The organism is Pseudomonas fluorescens, assembly GCF_000730425.1.
Classification (GTDB): Bacteria; Pseudomonadota; Gammaproteobacteria; order Pseudomonadales; family Pseudomonadaceae; genus Aquipseudomonas; species Aquipseudomonas fluorescens_X.
On record NZ_CP008896.1, the window covers coordinates 5,712,303 to 5,730,816 of the forward strand.

The 18,514-nt window shown below is 58.4% G+C and carries 16 protein-coding genes; 13 read left to right on the forward strand and 3 right to left on the reverse strand.

Features of this window, described 5'->3' with window-relative positions; translation table 11 throughout:
• Positions 1–7: 7 nt before the first annotated feature.
• The 8 genes from HZ99_RS25675 (at position 8) to HZ99_RS25715 (ending at position 11,581) form a co-directional block, all read left to right on the forward strand.
• Positions 8–712, forward strand: a complete 705-nt coding sequence (locus tag HZ99_RS25675; RefSeq protein WP_038447082.1) for a succinate dehydrogenase iron-sulfur subunit — start codon at positions 8–10, stop codon at positions 710–712.
• A gap of 262 nt (positions 713–974) precedes the next feature.
• The gene (locus tag HZ99_RS25680) at positions 975–3,806 is read left to right on the forward strand and encodes a 2-oxoglutarate dehydrogenase E1 component (RefSeq protein ID WP_038447084.1); all 2,832 of its coding nucleotides are present in this window, start codon (positions 975–977) and stop codon (positions 3,804–3,806) included.
• Positions 3,807–3,850: 44 nt separating this feature from the next.
• Positions 3,851–5,071 carry a 2-oxoglutarate dehydrogenase complex dihydrolipoyllysine-residue succinyltransferase gene (odhB, locus tag HZ99_RS25685; protein WP_038447086.1) on the forward strand — a complete coding sequence of 407 codons (1,221 nt, stop codon included), beginning with the start codon at positions 3,851–3,853 and terminating at the stop codon, positions 5,069–5,071.
• A gap of 98 nt (positions 5,072–5,169) precedes the next feature.
• Positions 5,170–6,606 carry a dihydrolipoyl dehydrogenase gene (gene lpdA, locus HZ99_RS25690; protein WP_038447088.1) on the forward strand — a complete coding sequence of 479 codons (1,437 nt, stop codon included), beginning with the start codon at positions 5,170–5,172 and terminating at the stop codon, positions 6,604–6,606.
• A 202-nt stretch (positions 6,607–6,808) separates the two neighbouring features.
• Positions 6,809–7,975, forward strand: coding sequence for an ADP-forming succinate--CoA ligase subunit beta (gene sucC / locus HZ99_RS25695; protein ID WP_003233235.1), 1,167 nt, complete (start codon positions 6,809–6,811; stop codon positions 7,973–7,975).
• Positions 7,975–8,856 carry a succinate--CoA ligase subunit alpha gene (sucD, locus tag HZ99_RS25700; protein WP_029292685.1) on the forward strand — a complete coding sequence of 294 codons (882 nt, stop codon included), beginning with the start codon at positions 7,975–7,977 and terminating at the stop codon, positions 8,854–8,856. Before sucC ends, sucD begins: the two co-directional genes overlap by 1 nt.
• A 405-nt stretch (positions 8,857–9,261) precedes the next feature.
• Positions 9,262–10,575 carry a branched-chain amino acid transport system II carrier protein gene (brnQ, locus tag HZ99_RS25705; protein WP_038447089.1) on the forward strand — a complete coding sequence of 438 codons (1,314 nt, stop codon included), beginning with the start codon at positions 9,262–9,264 and terminating at the stop codon, positions 10,573–10,575.
• Between the two features lie 265 nt (positions 10,576–10,840).
• Entirely contained in the window at positions 10,841–11,581 is a 741-nt protein-coding gene (locus HZ99_RS25715; RefSeq protein WP_038447092.1) for a DUF599 domain-containing protein, read from the forward strand.
• Positions 11,582–11,712: 131 nt separating this feature from the next.
• Here the strand turns inward: HZ99_RS25715 and HZ99_RS25720 are convergent, their stop codons facing one another.
• Entirely contained in the window at positions 11,713–11,964 is a 252-nt protein-coding gene (locus HZ99_RS25720) for a hypothetical protein (RefSeq protein WP_038448195.1), read from the reverse strand.
• A gap of 158 nt (positions 11,965–12,122) precedes the next feature.
• Here HZ99_RS25720 and HZ99_RS25725 point away from each other — a divergent pair, with 158 nt between their 5' ends.
• The 4 genes from HZ99_RS25725 to HZ99_RS25740 all read left to right on the forward strand — a co-directional run bounded on the left by HZ99_RS25725 (position 12,123) and on the right by HZ99_RS25740 (position 15,894).
• Positions 12,123–12,599: a PaaI family thioesterase gene (locus HZ99_RS25725; RefSeq protein ID WP_038447094.1), complete on the forward strand. Its 477-nt coding sequence runs from the start codon at positions 12,123–12,125 to the stop codon at positions 12,597–12,599.
• Positions 12,596–13,060 (forward strand): PaaI family thioesterase, encoded by a 465-nt coding sequence (locus HZ99_RS25730; protein WP_038447096.1) that lies wholly within the window; start codon positions 12,596–12,598, stop codon positions 13,058–13,060. Before HZ99_RS25725 ends, HZ99_RS25730 begins: the two co-directional genes overlap by 4 nt.
• Positions 13,061–13,149: 89 nt before the next feature.
• A complete protein-coding gene (gene htpG, locus HZ99_RS25735) occupies positions 13,150–15,054 on the forward strand; it encodes a molecular chaperone HtpG (RefSeq protein WP_038448196.1) in 1,905 nt (634 codons plus the stop codon).
• A gap of 111 nt (positions 15,055–15,165) precedes the next feature.
• Complete coding sequence (locus HZ99_RS25740; protein WP_038447098.1) at positions 15,166–15,894, forward strand: dienelactone hydrolase family protein; 729 nt, start codon at positions 15,166–15,168, stop codon at positions 15,892–15,894.
• An 83-nt stretch (positions 15,895–15,977) separates the two neighbouring features.
• On the opposite strand, the gene HZ99_RS25745 is transcribed toward HZ99_RS25740, so the two are convergent.
• The gene (locus tag HZ99_RS25745) at positions 15,978–16,844 is read right to left on the reverse strand and encodes a pirin family protein (RefSeq protein ID WP_038447100.1); all 867 of its coding nucleotides are present in this window, start codon (positions 16,842–16,844) and stop codon (positions 15,978–15,980) included.
• A 64-nt stretch (positions 16,845–16,908) separates the two neighbouring features.
• Positions 16,909–17,325, reverse strand: a complete 417-nt coding sequence (locus HZ99_RS25750; protein ID WP_038447102.1) for an OsmC family protein — start codon at positions 17,323–17,325, stop codon at positions 16,909–16,911.
• 139 nt (positions 17,326–17,464) lie between these two features.
• Here HZ99_RS25750 and HZ99_RS25755 point away from each other — a divergent pair, with 139 nt between their 5' ends.
• Complete coding sequence (locus HZ99_RS25755) at positions 17,465–18,469, forward strand: amidohydrolase family protein (protein ID WP_038447104.1); 1,005 nt, start codon at positions 17,465–17,467, stop codon at positions 18,467–18,469.
• Positions 18,470–18,514: the final 45 nt, after the last annotated feature.

Genomic DNA, 18,514 nt, shown 5'->3' on the forward strand with positions numbered 1-18,514 from the left:
GGCTGCCATGTTGAAAGTCAGTGTTTATCGCTACAACCCTGATCAGGACGCCGCGCCGTTCATGCAGGAATTTACGGTCGATACCGGTGGTAAAGACCTGATGGTGCTGGATGTGCTGGCCCTGATCAAAGAGCAGGACGAAGGTTTCTCCTATCGTCGCTCTTGCCGTGAAGGTGTATGCGGTTCCGACGGCATGAACATCAACGGCAAAAACGGCCTGGCGTGCATCACGCCGCTGTCCGCTGTGGTCAAAGGCAACAAGCTGATCGTTCGTCCACTGCCAGGTTTGCCGGTTATCCGTGACCTGGTCGTCGATATGAGCATCTTCTACAAGCAATACGAGAAGGTTAAGCCATTCCTGCAGAACGACACGCCGGCCCCGGCCATCGAGCGTCTGCAGTCCCCGGAAGAACGCGAGAAGCTCGACGGTCTGTACGAGTGCATCCTGTGCGCTTGCTGCTCGACCTCTTGCCCGTCCTTCTGGTGGAATCCGGACAAGTTCCTGGGTCCAGCTGCATTGCTGCAAGCCTATCGCTTCCTGGCAGACAGCCGTGACACCAAGACGTCCGAGCGTCTGGCTTCACTGGATGACCCGTTCAGCGTATTCCGCTGCCGCGGGATCATGAACTGCGTCAACGTATGTCCCAAAGGCCTGAACCCGACTAAGGCCATTGGTCACATCCGTAACATGCTGCTGCAGAGCGGCGTGTAACTGACGTTGTAGTAAAAGCAGGACCGTTGTGCCCGTAAATGCTACGGCGCAGGCTTCAACCGGCGCCGTAGTTTTAACTTGAGCAGCGACTTACAAAGCCGCAGCTCTTATTTTGAAGAAATGAGACAAGCAGGGGCATTCGGGTTGGTACCCGAACTATCAGCGTGATCCTAAGTGGCTTGTTTTGGTCGCTGCACTTGGCCTTTTGCAAGCAAACTCGGTGTTTTCGCCGGTGGTGTCCCCAAATCGAGGGTGACCAAGCATGCAAGAAAGCGTGATGCAGCGCATGTGGAACAGCGGCTATCTTTCAGGTGGTAACGCTGCCTATGTGGAAGAGCTTTATGAGCTCTACCTGCACGACCCTAACGCTGTGCCAGAAGAATGGCGCACCAAATTTCAGACGTTGTCTTCAGACGGCAACGCTGCCACCGATGTATCGCACGCAACAATTCGCGATCAGTTCGTGCTGCTGGCAAAGAACCAGCGCCGCGCCCAGCCGGTTTCCGCCGGGAGCGTGAGCAGTGAGCACGAGAAGAAGCAAGTTGAAGTACTGCGACTGATCCAGGCCTACCGTATGCGTGGCCACCAGGCAGCCCAGCTTGATCCGCTGGGGCTGTGGCAGCGTCCTGCACCTGCAGACCTGTCGATCAATCACTACGGCTTGACCAATGCCGATCTTGATACGACCTTCCGTGCCGGCGACCTGTTCATCGGCAAAGAGGAAGCGAGCCTACGCGAAATTCACGAAGCGTTGCAGCAGACATATTGCCGCACCATCGGCGCTGAGTTTACGCACATCACCGATTCCGAGCAGCGTCACTGGTTCCAGCATCGCCTGGAAGGCGTGCGTGGTCGTCCGGTGCTGTCGGCCGATGTACGCAGCCACCTGCTTGAGCGTGTCACCGCTGCCGAGGGCCTGGAAAAATACCTGGGCACCAAATACCCGGGTACCAAGCGTTTCGGCCTGGAAGGCGGCGAGAGCCTGATTCCGATGCTTGACGAACTGATCCAGCGTTCCGGTTCCTACGGTACCAAGGAAATCGTGATCGGCATGGCTCACCGTGGTCGCCTGAACGTGTTGGTCAACACCTTCGGCAAGAACCCGCGCGAGCTGTTCGACGAGTTCGAAGGCAAGAAGAAGGTCGAGCTGGGTTCCGGTGACGTTAAGTACCACCAGGGCTTCTCGTCCAACGTGATGACCACCGGCGGTGAAGTCCACCTGGCCATGGCGTTCAACCCATCCCACCTGGAAATCGTTTCTCCGGTGGTCGAGGGTTCGGTACGTGCTCGCCAGGATCGCCGCAACGACTCCACCGGTGAGAAGGTGCTGCCGATTTCCATCCACGGTGACGCGGCATTCGCCGGTCAAGGCGTGGTCCTGGAAACGTTCCAGATGTCGCAGACCCGCGGCTTCAAGACTGGCGGTACCGTTCATATCGTCATCAACAACCAGGTTGGTTTCACCATCAGCAACCCGCTGGACGCACGCTCTACCGAGTACGCGACCGACGTTGCCAAGATGATCCAGGCGCCGATCCTCCATGTGAATGGTGATGACCCGGAAGCCGTATTGTTCGTGACCCAACTGGCCATTGACTACCGCATGCAGTTCAAGCGTGACGTGGTCATCGACCTGGTTTGCTACCGCCGCCGCGGTCACAACGAAGCGGACGAGCCTAGCGGCACCCAACCGTTGATGTACCAGCAGATCACCAAGCAGCGCACCACCCGTGAGCTGTACGCCGAAAGCCTGACCAAGGCCGGCGTGCTGGATGAGGCGCGTGTTCAGGCGAAAATCGACGAATACCGCAACGCGCTGGACAATGGTCTGCATGTAGTAAAAAGTCTGGTCAAAGAGCCGAACAAAGAGCTGTTCGTGGACTGGCGCCCGTACCTGGGCCATGCCTGGACTGCGCGTCACGACACTTCGTTCGACCTGAAGACCCTGCAGGAACTGTCTGCCAAGCTGCTGGAAATCCCGGAAGGCTTCGTGGTACAGCGCCAGGTTGCGAAGATCTACGAAGACCGTCAGAAGATGCAAGCCGGCGGCCTGCCGATCAACTGGGGCTATGCCGAAACCATGGCATACGCGACCCTGGCGTTCGAAGGTCACCCGATCCGCATGACCGGCCAGGACATCGGCCGTGGTACGTTCTCGCACCGTCACGCGGTATTGCACAACCAGAAGGACGCGGGCACCTACATCCCGTTGCAGCACCTGTACGAAGGCCAGCCACGTTTCGACCTGTACGACTCGTTCCTGTCCGAAGAAGCCGTACTGGCGTTCGAATACGGTTACTCGACCACCACGCCAAACGCGCTGGTGATCTGGGAAGCCCAGTTCGGTGACTTCGCCAACGGCGCCCAGGTGGTTATCGACCAGTTCATCACCAGCGGCGAGCACAAGTGGGGCCGTCTGTGCGGTCTGACGATGTTGCTGCCACACGGTTATGAAGGTCAGGGCCCGGAGCACTCCTCGGCCCGTCTGGAGCGTTACCTGCAATTGTGCGCCGAGCACAATATCCAGGTGTGCGTGCCGACTACCCCGGCCCAGATCTACCACTTGCTGCGTCGCCAGGTGATCCGCCCGCTGCGCAAGCCGCTGGTAGTGCTGACGCCGAAATCGCTGTTGCGTCACAAATTGGCCATCTCGACCCTGGAAGATCTGGCCGATGGTTCGTTCCAGACCGTTATTCCGGAAATCGACACCCTGGACGCGGCCAAGGTCACTCGCCTGATCCTGTGCAGCGGCAAGGTTTACTACGACTTGCTGGAAAAACGTCGTGCCGAAGGCCGCGAAGATATCGCCATCGTGCGTATCGAGCAGCTTTACCCGTTCCCGGAAGACGACCTGATGGAGGCCATTGCGCCTTACACCAACCTCACCCATGTGGTGTGGTGCCAGGAAGAACCGATGAACCAGGGCGCGTGGTACAGCAGCCAGCATCACCTGCGTCGTAGCATCGGCAACCACAACAAGGCCCTGGGCCTGGAGTACGCCGGTCGTGATGCTTCTGCTGCACCTGCTTGTGGTTATGCATCGATGCATGCCGAGCAGCAGGAAAAACTGCTGCAAGATGCTTTCACTGTTTAACGCCTTCGCGCTGACTGAAACCGAATTTTAAGGACCCACAGATAATGGCTATCGAAATCAAAGCCCCGTCATTCCCGGAATCGGTTGCCGATGGCACCGTTGCCACCTGGCACAAGAAACCAGGCGAGGCCGTCAAGCGTGACGACCTGATCGTCGACATCGAGACCGACAAAGTCGTCCTGGAAGTGTTGGCTGAAGCCGACGGCGTTCTCGGCGCTATCGTTGCCGAAGAAGGTGCAACCGTCCTGTCCAACCAGGTGCTGGGCTCGATCGAAGAGGGCAGTGCTGCCGCCGCTGCTCCAGCGGCTGCCCCGGCAGCCGCACCTGCTGCCGCTGCCGCTCCGGCTGCTGGCGCTGAAGATCCAATCGCTGCCCCGGCTGCGCGTCAGCTGGCTGAAGAAAACGGCATCAACCTGGCTTCCATCAAAGGCACCGGCAAAGACGGCCGTGTAACCAAGGAAGACGTGGTTGCTGCTGTTGAAGCCAAGAAGAACGCTCCGGCAGCCGCGCCTGCCAAGGCTGCTGCCCCGGCTGCCGCTGCGCCTGTGTTCGCCGCTGGCGACCGCACCGAGAAGCGCGTGCCGATGACCCGCGTTCGTGCCACCGTGGCCAAGCGCCTGGTTGAAGCACAGTCGAACATGGCGATGCTGACCACGTTCAACGAAGTCGACATGACTGAAGTCATGGCCCTGCGTTCGAAGTACAAGGATCTGTTCGAGAAGTCCCACAACGGCGTGCGCCTGGGCTTCATGTCGTTCTTCGTGAAAGCGGCCACCGAAGCACTGAAGCGCTTCCCGGCAGTCAACGCTTCCATCGACGGCGGCGACATTGTCTACCACGGTTATGCTGACGTCGGTGTTGCCGTCTCCAGCGACCGCGGCCTGGTGGTACCGGTCCTGCGTAACGCCGAGCTGATGAGCCTGGCTGAAATCGAAGGCGGTATCGCTGGCTTCGGCAAGAAAGCCCGTGACGGCAAGCTGACCATTGACGAGATGACCGGCGGTACCTTCACGATCACCAACGGTGGTACTTTCGGTTCGATGATGTCGACCCCGATCGTCAACCCGCCGCAAGCTGCGATCCTGGGCATGCACAACATTATCCAGCGTCCGATGGCTATCAACGGCCAGGTTGTGATTCGTCCGATGATGTACCTGGCACTGTCCTACGATCACCGCCTGATCGATGGTAAAGAAGCCGTGACTTTCCTGGTGACCATCAAGAACCTGCTGGAAGATCCAGCTCGTCTGCTGCTGGATATCTGATAAAGCGGCCGAGAGCCGCAAGTTTCAAGCTGCAAGCAATTGCAGCCTGGCTTGCGGCTCGGGGCTTGAAGCTTTTTTGCTAAAGAGGATTTTTTTTCATGTCGCAGAAATTTGACGTTGTAGTGATTGGTGCGGGCCCTGGTGGCTACGTTGCCGCCATCAAGGCCGCTCAACTGGGCCTCTCGACTGCTTGCATCGAAAAATACACTGACAAGGAAGGCAAACTGGCGCTGGGCGGTACCTGCCTGAACGTTGGTTGCATTCCTTCCAAGGCGCTGCTGGACAGCTCCTGGAAATTCCACGAAGCCCAGGACGGTTTTGCCATCCACGGCATCAACCACGCTGGCGTGACCATGGACGTGCCAGCAATGGTCGGCCGCAAGGCCAACATCGTCAAAGGCCTGACCTCTGGCGTTGCTACCCTGTTCAAGGCCAATGGCGTCACTTCCCTGCAAGGTCACGGCAAACTGCTGGCCGGCAAAAAAGTTGAAATCACCAAGCCAGACGGTTCGACCGAAATCATCGAAGCCGAAAACGTGATCCTGGCTCCAGGCTCCCGTCCAATCGACATTCCACCTGCTCCTGTTGATCAGAATGTGATCGTCGATTCGACCGGCGCCCTGGAATTCCAGTCGGTACCAAAACGCCTGGGCGTGATCGGCGCTGGCGTGATCGGCCTGGAGTTGGGTTCGGTCTGGTCTCGCCTGGGTTCGCAAGTGACGGTGCTCGAAGCCCTGGACACGTTCCTGCTGGCTGCCGACACCGCAGTGTCCAAAGAAGCGCTGAAGACCCTGACCAAGCAAGGTCTGGACATCAAGCTGGGCGCTCGCGTGACTGGTTCGAAAGTCAACGGCGAAGAAGTTGTCGTGACCTACACCGACAAGGATGGCGAACAGACCATCACTTTCGACAAGCTGATCGTTGCCGTTGGTCGCCGTCCAGTGACCACTGATCTGCTGGCATCCGACAGCGGCGTGACCATCGACGAGCGTGGGTTTGTCCACGTCGACGATCACTGCGCGACCACCGTTCCTGGCGTCTACGCCATCGGCGACGTGGTTCGCGGCATGATGCTGGCACACAAGGCCTCCGAAGAGGGCATCATGGTGGTTGAGCGCATCAAGGGTCACAAGACCCAGATGAACTACGACCTGATCCCTTCGGTTATCTACACCCACCCGGAAATTGCATGGGTAGGCAAGAACGAACAGCAGTTGAAAGCTGAAGGCGTTGAAGTTAACGTCGGCACCTTCCCGTTTGCCGCTTCTGGCCGTGCCATGGCCGCGAACGATACTGGCGGTTTTGTCAAAGTCATCGCTGATGCCAAGACTGATCGCGTACTGGGCGTCCACGTGATTGGCCCAGGCGCAGCAGAACTGGTTCAGCAGGGCGCTATCGGTATGGAGTTCGGCACCAGCGCCGAAGACATCGGCATGATGGTTTTCTCCCATCCGACCCTGTCTGAAGCGCTGCACGAAGCCGCGTTGGCAGTGAATGGCCATGCCATCCACATTGCCAACAAGAAGAAGCGCTAAGCAAGATAATAAGAAACCACGGCGGTTGCCCGTCGTGAGCCTTGCGCGCAAGACTCACCGCGGAATATCCGCTGGACGCAGTCTTGCGCAGCTTTGCCGGCCCTAGGGCGGCGAGGTTGGGCAAGCAGCAGTCACAGGTGGCGCGGCACTCATAATGAGCGCAGCGCCGAATGCGCAGTACCTAACGAAGACGGTAAAAAGCATGAATCTTCACGAGTATCAGGGTAAGCAGCTGTTCGCTGAATACGGCCTGCCAGTTTCCAAGGGTTATGCAGTAGACACCCCGGAAGCAGCAGCAGAAGCTTGCGACAAAATCGGCGGCACTGAGTGGGTTGTCAAAGCCCAGGTCCACGCTGGTGGTCGCGGTAAAGCGGGCGGCGTTAAGCTGGTTCGCAGTAAAGAAGACGCCAAGGCCTTCGCACAGCAATGGCTGGGCAAGCGTCTGGTGACTTACCAGACTGACGCCAATGGCCAGCCAGTCACCAAGATCCTGGTTGAATCGTGCACTGATATCGCTAAAGAGCTGTACCTGGGCGCTGTCGTTGACCGTTCGAGCCGTCGCATCGTGTTCATGGCTTCCACCGAAGGTGGCGTGGACATCGAGAAGATCGCTCACGAAACCCCAGAAAAAATTCTGAAGGCCACTATCGATCCACTGGTTGGCGCTCAGCCATTCCAGGGTCGCGAGCTGGCTTTCCAGCTGGGTCTGGAAGGCAAGCAGGTTGCCCAGTTCGCCAAGATCTTCGTAGGCCTGGCCAAGCTGTTCCAGGATCACGATCTGGCCCTGCTGGAAGTGAACCCGCTGGTGATCAAGGCTGATGGCGATCTGCATTGCCTCGACGCCAAGATCAACATCGACGCCAACGCCATGTACCGTCAGCCTAAGCTGAAGACTTTCCACGATCCGTCGCAAGACGATCCGCGCGAAGCGCACGCTGCCAAGTTCGAACTGAACTACGTAGCCCTGGAAGGTAACATCGGTTGCATGGTCAACGGTGCGGGCCTGGCCATGGGTACCATGGACATCGTCAACCTGCATGGCGGCAAACCAGCCAACTTCCTCGACGTAGGTGGTGGTGCTACCAAGGAACGCGTTACCGAAGCGTTCAAGATCATCCTGTCCGACTCCAACGTCGCTGCAGTACTGGTCAACATCTTCGGCGGCATCGTTCGTTGCGACATGATTGCCGAAGGCATCATCGGTGCAGTGAAAGAAGTCGGCGTGAAAATCCCGGTTGTTGTACGCCTTGAAGGTAACAACGCTGAACTGGGCGCTAAAGTACTGGCAGAAAGCGGTTTGAACATCATCGCTGCTACCAGCCTGACCGACGCTGCTCAACAAGTTGTCAAAGCTGCGGAGGGCAAATAATGAGCGTCCTGATCAATAAAGACACCAAAGTTATCTGCCAGGGTATTACCGGTTCGCAAGGTAGCTTCCACACCCAGCAAGCCATCGAATACGGCACCAAGATGGTTGGTGGCGTAACTCCGGGCAAAGGCGGTACCGAGCACCTGGGCCTGCCAGTGTTCAACACCGTGAAAGATGCTGTTGCTCAAACTGGCGCTACAGCCAGCGTGATCTACGTTCCAGCTCCTTTCTGCAAGGACTCCATCCTGGAAGCAGCATTCGGCGGCATCAAGCTGATCGTTTGCATCACCGAAGGCATTCCTACCCTGGACATGCTGGACGCTAAAGTTAAGTGCGACGAGCTGGGTGTTACCCTGATCGGCCCTAACTGCCCAGGCGTGATCACTCCAGGCGAATGCAAGATCGGCATCATGCCAGGTCACATTCACTTGCCAGGCAAGGTCGGTATCGTTTCCCGTTCCGGCACCCTGACCTATGAAGCTGTGAAGCAGACCACTGACGCTGGTTTCGGTCAGTCGACTTGCGTTGGCATCGGCGGTGACCCGATCCCAGGCTCGAACTTCATCGACATCCTGAAGTTGTTCCAGGAAGACCCGAAGACTGAAGCGATCGTGATGATCGGTGAGATCGGCGGTTCGGCTGAAGAAGAAGCGGCTGCCTACATCAAGGCACACGTGACCAAGCCGGTTGTTTCCTACATCGCTGGTGTGACTGCCCCTGCGGGCAAGCGCATGGGCCATGCTGGTGCAATCATCTCTGGCGGCAAGGGCACTGCAGACGAGAAGTTTGCTGCCCTGGAAGACGCAGGCGTGAAAACCGTGCGTTCGCTGGCAGATATCGGCAAGGCTCTGTCCGAGCTGACGGGTTGGGCGATCAAGTAAGCCTCGCGCTTAACTGACGCTTCACCCCACAAAGGCCACCTTCGGGTGGCCTTTGTGCGTTTTTATCCAGCGTATTCTCTGTGGGAGCCGGCTTGCCGGCGATAGGGCCGTCAGCCTTTCGATGAATTCAAGGACGCCATCGCCGGCAAGCCGGCTCCTGTAGGTGATTGCATTGCCACATTAAGTATGAAAACGCGACATATAAATGTCGCTTATCGGACAGTCCGCCCTGCAACAGTGCGTTTGTCAGGCAAATTCGGTACTCTTGCCGCCTCTTTATGCGCCCGCATCTCAAAAGGACGCCGCGTGCTAGACCGGTCGGTCCCCATAAGGACCGGCAGCATTTCCCTCATCCATAGGGAATCCCTCTCTAAATTCCGATTCAGTAGTGTGGTATTTCCTCAAATGAAAGTGTTGAAAGGCCAGGATATCCTGGCGTTGGGTTTTATGACGTTTGCCCTGTTCGTGGGCGCCGGTAACATCATCTTCCCGCCTATCGTTGGTTTGCAGTCCGGGCCTCATGTCTGGATGGCGGCGCTGGGCTTCCTGATCACCGCAGTCGGCCTACCGGTGGTCACGGTCATCGCCCTGGCCAAGGTCGGCGGTGGCATGGATGCATTGAGCAGCCCCATCGGCAAGCTCGCCGGCGGCATCCTGGCTGCGGCGTGCTACCTGGCGGTCGGTCCGTTGTTTGCTACGCCACGTACCGCAACGGTGTCCTTTGAGGTCGGCCTGGCGCCATTGACCGGCGAGAGCCCGCTGGCACTGTTCCTCTATAGCTCGGTGTACTTCCTGCTGGTGTTCTTCATCTCCCTCTACCCAGGGCGTCTGCTGGACACCGTTGGCCGTTTTCTCGCGCCGCTGAAGATCATTGCGCTGGCGGTACTGGGGATCGCGGCCTTTGCCCTGCCTGCCGGTGATATCGGCGTTGCAACGCCTGAATACGTCGCTGCACCGTTCTCTCAGGGCTTTATCAATGGCTACCTGACCATGGATACCCTGGGCGCGCTGGTGTTTGGCATCGTGATCGTCAATGCCATTCGCTCCCGTGGCGTCGAATCGCCACAGCTGATCACCCGCTACGCGATCATTGCCGGGCTGATTGCCGGCGTAGGGCTGGCGCTGGTGTACGTCAGCCTGTTCCGCCTCGGTTCGGGCAGCCATGAGGTGGCTGCCGGTGCAGCCAACGGTGCAGCGGTATTGCACGCGTACGTACAACACACCTTCGGCTCCCTGGGCAGTGGTTTCCTCGCGGTGCTGATCTCCCTGGCGTGCCTGGTGACTGCGGTGGGCCTGACCTGTGCCTGCGCCGAGTACTTCAGCCGGGTGTTGCCGCTGTCCTACAAGACCTTGGTAGTGATCCTGGCTGCGTTCTCGTTGCTGGTGTCCAACCTGGGCTTGACCAAGCTGATCGCCTTCTCGATCCCGGTGCTGACCGCCATCTATCCACCGTGCATCGTTCTGGTGGCCCTGAGCTTCTGCAAGGACTTCTGGCATGAGCATGGCCGCATCCTCGGCCCGGTGATGCTGGTGTCATTCATCTTCGGCACCATCGACGCACTCAAGGGCGCAGGCTTGGCCGGCTGGATGCCGGCGCAAATGGCCAACCTGCCATTGAGCGAGCAAGGCCTGGCATGGCTGGTACCTTGTGTGATTACCCTGGTGGCTGCGTTCGTGGTTGACCGGATGTTGGGTAAACGCAGCGAAGCCATCGCCTAGGGCGTACCGTTACACGCTGACATCGAAATGCCCCGTATCAATCGATCCGGGGCATTTTTTATGGGGGAGGGGCAGTGTCTTTTTTCGTGGGCTAACGTCGAACGGGTACGCAATTCCAAAGCTGAAGTGCGGCTGGTGTAGGCGCTGGCTTGCCAGCGAGAGCGGTACATCAGTCGAGCTGATACTGACTGAAAGGACGCCATCGTCGACAAGCCGGCTCCTACAGTTGACCGAGTCAACCATTCCCATCGTGTAAAGGACCTGCATGTCGTTCATTGAAGCCAACCTGATTCACTTGCTTGCTGCGCTATGGTTTGTCATCTGCTGGGGCGGCTACACCCGCTACGCCAGCTGGAAAGCCCGGGACACTGCCTGCCTCGCCAGTGTGCTGCATTTGTATCGCGAAGACTGGATGCGCCGTATGCTCCTGCGGGATAACCGTATCGCCGATGCCAGCGTGATCGGTAACCTGGAGCGCAACGCCTCGTTCTTCGCTTCCAGCACCCTGATCATCCTCGCCGGCATCCTCACTGTGCTGGGCGCCTCGGAGCGCGCGGTATCGCTGCTGGCGGACATTCCCATGGTGCAGCAGGCGTCCCAGGGCATGTCGGAAATCAAGCTACTGTGCCTGGCCCTGGTGTTTGTCTATGCCTTCTTTACCTTCAGCTGGTGCATGCGCCAGTACAACTTCGCGGCGATCCTGATTGGCTCGGCGCCGATGGTGGGTGAGCGCCACGTTTCCGAGCAGGAGCGCAAGGCATTCGCCGAGCGGGCGGCGCGGGTGATATCCATGGCCGCCAACCAGTTCAACTTCGGCCTGCGCTCTTATTACTTCGGCATGACCATGCTTGCCTGGTTTGTCAGCCCCTGGCTGTTCATGCTGATGAGCAGCGGGGTCGTGCTGGTGTTGTATCGTCGGGAATTTCATTCGGATGTTCTGCAGGTCATGGTCTATACCCCGACAGAAGCCCCTTTGCTTGAGGCGAATAAAGAGACGGTTTCCTGACTTCCTGACTGGATCGTTTATTGCCGCTGCTTAGTCTGACTTTGCGGTTTGGCTACTCAAAACACAGCGCATAAAGTAAAGCCCGCTATTAAGCGGGCTTTCTTTTGCAATATGGTATTTAAACCGCGGTATCAGGAACCGGTTGCAGGTGTAGCTGGAGCAGCTTCTTTAGCGGCGGCTGCGTCAGATTCAGCTTGGGCTTTGGCGGCTTCAGCGTTTTCTTTTGCAGCGTCGTTCACTTTATCCTGAGCTTCGCTCATTTTTTCTTGAGCTTGTTCAGCATGCTGAGTGGCATCCTGAGCTTTGTCCTCGGATTTTTTATCGCAGGCGGCGAGGCCAAGGGTGGCAGCCAACATCAAGGAAACAGCGAAAGTCTTGCGCATGGGGTGTTTCTCCTTATTGAAGATATCTACTGGCCTTTCGAGCATGGGGTGCATGCATTAGTTCCTTTAATCCCACAGATATATAAGCCGTTTCGCCAAGGAACTTTCTTCCGAGGTATTTATTCCGCCGGATCACTACTAATAAGAGTCTTTATCCAATGACCGATAGCCCCCTTTTAGAGCGTGCCGCACGTTTTGTCTCGGCCCTGCGCCACTGTCAGGTGCTGGGAATCGAAGTACATGATGCGAACGCCGAGGGCATGACCCTGTGCTTGCCCTACAGCTCGCAGATCGTCGGTGACCCGCAAACCGGGATCATCCATGGCGGCGCCCTGACCTCGCTGATGGACACGGCCTGCGGTATGGCTACCCTGTGCGTGCTGCCCGAGTTCGAGGTCTGCCCGACCCTGGATCTGCGCATTGACTACATGCACCCGGCCGAACCGCACAAGACGGTGTTCGGCTTTGCCCAATGTTATCGGGTGACCACCGATGTGATTTTCACCCGCGGTTTTGCTTACCAGGACGATCCCCAGCAACCGATTGCCCATGTGGTGGGCACGTTCATGCGCATGGGCAAGCGCTTGAAGGGCACCAAGGGACTGGGCAGCAGTATCAAGGGAGAACAGGCATGACCCATCAATTCAAGACCCGGATGCAGCAGGCCCATCAGCGCGGTGACTATAAGGCGTTGCTCGGGCTGATTCCCTATGCCCGGCTGATCGGGGTCGAATGCACGCGCCTGGGGGATGAATTGCTGTTTCGCATGCCGGCCAACAAGGACAATATTGGTAACCCGATATTGCCGGCCATCCACGGCGGCGTGATCGCAGGCTTTATGGAGCTGTCGGCGGCCTTTCACCTTTGGGTGGCCACGGGCACTCCCGGGGTTGAAAAAGGCCTGCCGAAGATCGTCGATTTCTCCCTGGATTACCTGCGGGCCGGGCAGTTTCGCGACACCTACGCCACCTGCCAGGTGTGGCGCCAGGGAAGGCGGGTGGCCAATGTGGCGATCACCGCCTGGCAGAGCACCCCGGCGGAGCCCATTGCCACCGCCCGGGCGCATTTCAAGATTCAGGAGCAGGAGCGCCCTTGAAATCCTGGTCTTAGCCCCCAACTTTGATGACAACCCGCCGCCAACCCCTTCGGGAGCGGCCACTGCCATCCAATTGGAGTTTGATGACCATGAGTGTGGAAACTCAAAAGGAAACCCTGGGCTTCCAGACCGAGGTGAAGCAACTGCTGCACCTCATGATCCATTCGCTGTATTCCAACAAGGAAATCTTCCTTCGCGAATTGATCTCGAACGCCTCTGACGCTGTCGACAAATTACGTTTCGAAGCCCTGTCCAAGCCTGAGTTGCTGGAAGGTGGCGCGGAACTGAAAATCCGTGTGAGCTTCGACAAGGACGCCAAGACCGTCACTCTCGAAGACAACGGTATCGGCATGAGCCGTGAGGACGCGATCACCCACCTGGGGACCATCGCTAAGTCCGGTACTGCCGACTTCATGAAGAACCTCTCGGGCGACCAGAAGAAAGATTCGCACCTGATCGGCCAATTCGGCGTGGGCTTCTACTCGGCCTTTATCGTTGCCGACAAAGTTGAGGTTTTCAGCCGCCGCGCCGGCCTCGACGCCAGCGAAGGCGTGCACTGGTCCTCCAAAGGCGAGGGCGAATTTGAAATCGCCACCGTCGACAAAGCTGACCGTGGCACCCGCATCGTGCTGCACCTCAAGTCCGGTGAAGACGAATTCGCCGATGGCTGGCGCCTGCGCAACATCATCAAGAAGTACTCCGACCATATCGCGCTGCCAATCGAACTGCCGAAGGAACAAGCGGCGGCCGAAGGCGAGGAGGCTCCAGCCCAGGAATGGGAAGTGGTCAACCGCGCCAGCGCCTTGTGGACCCGTCCTCGCACTGAAGTGAAGGACGAGGAATACCAGGAGTTCTACAAGCACATTGCCCATGACTACGAAAACCCGCTGAGCTGGAGCCACAACAAGGTTGAAGGCAAGCTGGAATACAGTTCGCTGCTGTACGTTCCGGCCCGTGCGCCGTTCGACCTGTATCAGCGCGAAGCGCCGAAGGGCTTGAAGCTGTATGTGCAGCGCGTATTCGTGATGGATCAGGCGGAATCCTTCCTGCCGCTGTACCTGCGCTTTATCAAGGGCGTGGTCGACTCCAATGACCTGTCGCTGAACGTGTCGCGGGAAATCCTGCAGAAAGACCCGATCATCGACTCGATGAAAACGGCGCTGACCAAGCGTGTGCTCGACATGCTGGAAAAGCTGGCGAAGAACGAGCCTGAGCAATACAAGGGCTTCTGGAAAAATTTCGGTCAGGTCATGAAAGAAGGCCCGGCCGAAGATTTTGCCAACAAGGAAAAAATCGCCGGCCTGCTGCGTTTTGCCTCGACTCAAGGCGAAGACGGCGAGCAGGTTGTGTCGCTGGCCGAGTACCTGGCGCGCGCCAAGGAAGGCCAGGACAAGATCTACTATCTGACTGGCGAAACCTACGCCCAGGTCAAGAACAGCCCGCATCTGGAAGTCTTTCGCAAGAAAGGCATCGAAGTGCTGCTGCTCACCGACCGGATTGACGAGTGGCTGATGAGCTATCTCAGCGAGTTCGACGGCAAATCCTTCGTTGATGTGGCTCGTGGGGACTTGGACCTGGGTAACCTGGACTCCGAAGAAGAGAAGAAAGAGGCCGAAGAAGTCGCCAAGGCCAAGGAAGGCCTGGTTGAGCGCATCAAGGCTGCTCTGGGCGATGCTGTCAGTGAAGTGCGGGTTTCCCACCGTCTGACCGACTCCCCGGCGATCCTGGCCATCGGCGAGCAGGACCTGGGCATGCAGATGCGCCAGATCCTCGAGGCCAGCGGTCAGAAGGTGCCGGATTCCAAGCCGATCTTCGAGTTCAACCCGGCTCACCCGCTGATCGAGAAGCTCGATGGCGAGCAGAGCGAAGAGCGCTTTGGCGACCTGTCGCACATCCTCTTCGACCAGGCCGCCCTTGCCGCAGGGGACAGCCTGAAAGACCCGGCTGCCTACGTGCGCCGACTGAACAAGTTGTTGGTTGAACTGTCGGTTTAACAACGTTGCAAGAAAACCCCGCTTCGGCGGGGTTTTTCGTTTTGGCTCCACTGTAGGAGCGAGCTCGCTCCTACAAGGAACCGCGTTAATCCATCTCTACTGGAGTAAATGATGAGCCAAGTCACCGTGCGTTCCGTGGTCTATCAGATTGATGGTCAGTCTTATGAAAGCCGCCTGGCCTTCGATGCCAGTCACAAGGGCCCTCTGCCGGGACTGCTGATGGCGCCGAACTGGATGGGCGTCAGTGCAGGCGCCGAAGAGATCGCCAAGGCCGTGGCTGGCAAGGGCTATGTGGTGTTGATTGCCGACGTGTACGGGCAAAAGGTGCGCCCGTCCAATGGCGATGAAGCCGGGGCGGCGATGATGCCGCTGAAGAACGACCGTGGGCTACTGAACAAGCGCATGCAGGCAGCCTTTGAACAACTGCAAGGCCAGGCCGATGCGGCTGTCGACATTTCGAAGCTGGCGACCTTTGGTTTCTGCTTTGGTGGTTGCTGTTCACTGGAGCTGGCACGTACCGGTGCGCCGCTGAAGGCTGCAGTGTCGTTCCATGGCACCCTCGACACACCAAACCCGGCGGACGCGAAGAGCATCAAGGGTTCGGTATTGGTGCTGCATGGCGCTTCTGACCCGTTTGTGCCCAAGGAACAGTTGCCTGCCTTTGAAGACGAGATGAACGCGGCCGGGGTGGATTGGCAATTGCTGAGCTACGGTGGCGCGGTGCATTCGTTCACTGATCCCCATGCCAATATGCCGGGCAAGATGATGTACGACGCCAGGACCGCTGGGCGGGCGTTCCAGGCCATGCATAACTTGTTGGATGAAGTGTTCAAGGGCTGATTTTTCCAGCGTCTGTCAGGGCCCCATCGCGGGCAAGCCCGCTCCCGACACCGTAAATGTGGGAGCGGGCTTGCCTGCGATAGCTATCTCAAAGGCAACTCAATTCTCCCGCTTTCCCCCGGCACCGTCGGCCAGTCCCCGGCGGCCCAGCGCTGGCGAGCCTGTTCGATCAATGCTGGATCACTGGCGACAAAGTTCCAGTTGATCCGCCGTGGCCCATCCAGCGGCGCGCCACCGAAAATCACCAGGTGGCATTCGGTCTCGGCAAACAGCGCCATGCTCTGGCCCGCCGGCAATACCACCAGGCTATGGGGCTCCACAGGCTCGCCGTCCAACTGCGCGTCGCCGCCCAGCACGTAGACCGCCCGCTCCACATGCTCATCAGGAATCAGCAGGGTGGTGGCGGTTTGCATATGGACCTCGGCATACAACGTCGGCGAGAGCACCGGCACCGGCGACTCCAGGCAAAAGCCACTGCCGGCAATCAGGCGGATCTTCACGCCGAGGTTGTCACTGACCGGCAAGCTCGCAGCAGGGTGATGGCTGTAGTGCGCCGGACCTTGCTCCTGTGCCTTGGGCGAGGCCAGCCATACCTGCAGGCCATGCAGGTTGAAACCCTTGGCCTTGAGCGCGTCGGGCGTGCGTTCGACGTGGGCAATCGCGCTGCCGGCGGTCATCCAACTGACGTCTCCGGCCTGTACCACCTGATCGGAGCCGAGGCTGTCCTTATGCAGGAGTTCGCCTTCAAACAGGTAGGTCAGTGTCGACAAGCCAATATGCGGATGCTGGCGGACATTCATGCCGCTGCCGGGGGCATAACGGGTCTGGAGCATATGGTCGAAAAACACGAAGGGCCCGACGCTACGGCACTCGCGCGAGGGCAGTGGGCGCAGGATCGGCTGGCCTTCGACATCTTCGGTGCGTGGGTGAATCACGGTCATGGTGGTCATGGAGCATCCCTGTCTGAGCGGGTTCGTAGGGCTTGAGCATAACCCGCCAGGCAGGGGATCGGGGTTATTGGCTGAAGGCACCTTCCGAAAGGCGTGTCTCGATGCTGATCTCGGCGGTGGTCATCAGCTTGTGTACGGGGCACTTGTCGGCCACACGATGCAGTTCATCACGCTGGGCATCCGTGAGCACGCCCTTGAGGGTCAGCTTGACGTTGAGCTTGTATTTGCCCTTTTGTTCCTCGGTGCTGTCGTGAGCCACTTCCACGGTCACGCCGGTCAGGGGGATGTCCTTTTTCTGTGCGTACAACTTGACGGTCAGTGCCTTGCACGAGGCCAGCGCGGCGTCGAAGTAATCGTGAGGGGAAGGCGCCGAGTCATCGCCACCCAGGCTCTTGGGCAGGTCGGTAAACAGCTCATGGTTATTGATGTTGACGCTATGGCGAAAGTTTTCGGTGTTCAGCGTATTGACGATAACGGGCATGGCAAGCCTCACAAGGTGGCGGGATGAAGGTCATGCAGTTATAGAGCATGCTGGCACCGCAGTGTTCCCGTTTTTTATCAGATGAACCCCGATGGGCCGTCGCAGGTCTACCTGACTTATCCCCTGTTGAGGTTTTATCGTGCCCTGGACCCGCCTGAGTCTTACCCTGTTGCTCGCCGCCAGCAGCTTTGCCGTACAGGCCCGTGACTACACCTACAGCGACGCGCACCTGCATTATGTCGACTTCTTCCAGGAGACGGCGGGCATGGACAAGTTGCTCAAGGCCATGGCCGACAATCGCGTCGAACATGTGATGATTTCTGGCGTCCCGGTGGCGAAAAAATGGCACGAAGATGAACCCAAGCGCCCGCGCTACTACGCCGGTGATGACGCCGATGCCTATTGGTACAGCGCCACTGATGTGATCGTCGCGGCAGCGGTCAACAAACTGACCCCCGAGCAGCGCCAGCATTTCCATCCGTTCCTCAGCGGCTTCAACCCCAACGACAAGAATTCAGAGGCCCATATCCAGCGCATGCTCGACCTCAATCCGGGCCTGTGGCAGGGCATCGGTGAAGTGTTCACTCGCCACGATGACCTGACGGCGCTGACCTCCGGTGACACGCCGCGGGCCAATAACGAGGCCATGACGCGGATCTATCACCTGGCTGCCGAGAATGACCTGCCGGTGCTGGTGCATTCCAATATCACCTCCAAGCGCGAGCGCAACCCCCTGTATCTGGCTGAGATCGAAGAACCGCTGCGCAATCATCCTCACACCCGCTTTATCTGGGCCCACGCCGGCACCAGCTTGGAAATCCACCGGCACCAGACGCAGCTGGACTTTTTGTTGCCGACCCTGAGTCGCATGCTGGAAGCGTATCCCAACCTGTATATCGACCTGTCCTGGAGCGTGCTCACCCCCTACTTGCTGGACGAGGCGGGAAAGCCCCGGCCCGAATGGCTGAAGCTGGTGGAGCGCTTTCCCGAGCGCTTTATGCTGGGGTCTGATGTCGTAGGGCGGTTCAATAAGATCGGTAAGGAAATGCGCAGCTTCAATCCCTTCCTCGATGCGTTGCCTGAAGATGTTGCGCGAAAAGTCGCACGTGACAATTTCCTCGCGATCTTGCCCAAGACGCGCTGATTGGGTTTGTCATCGTCCCGTCACACCGGTGTCATAAGCTCCCGC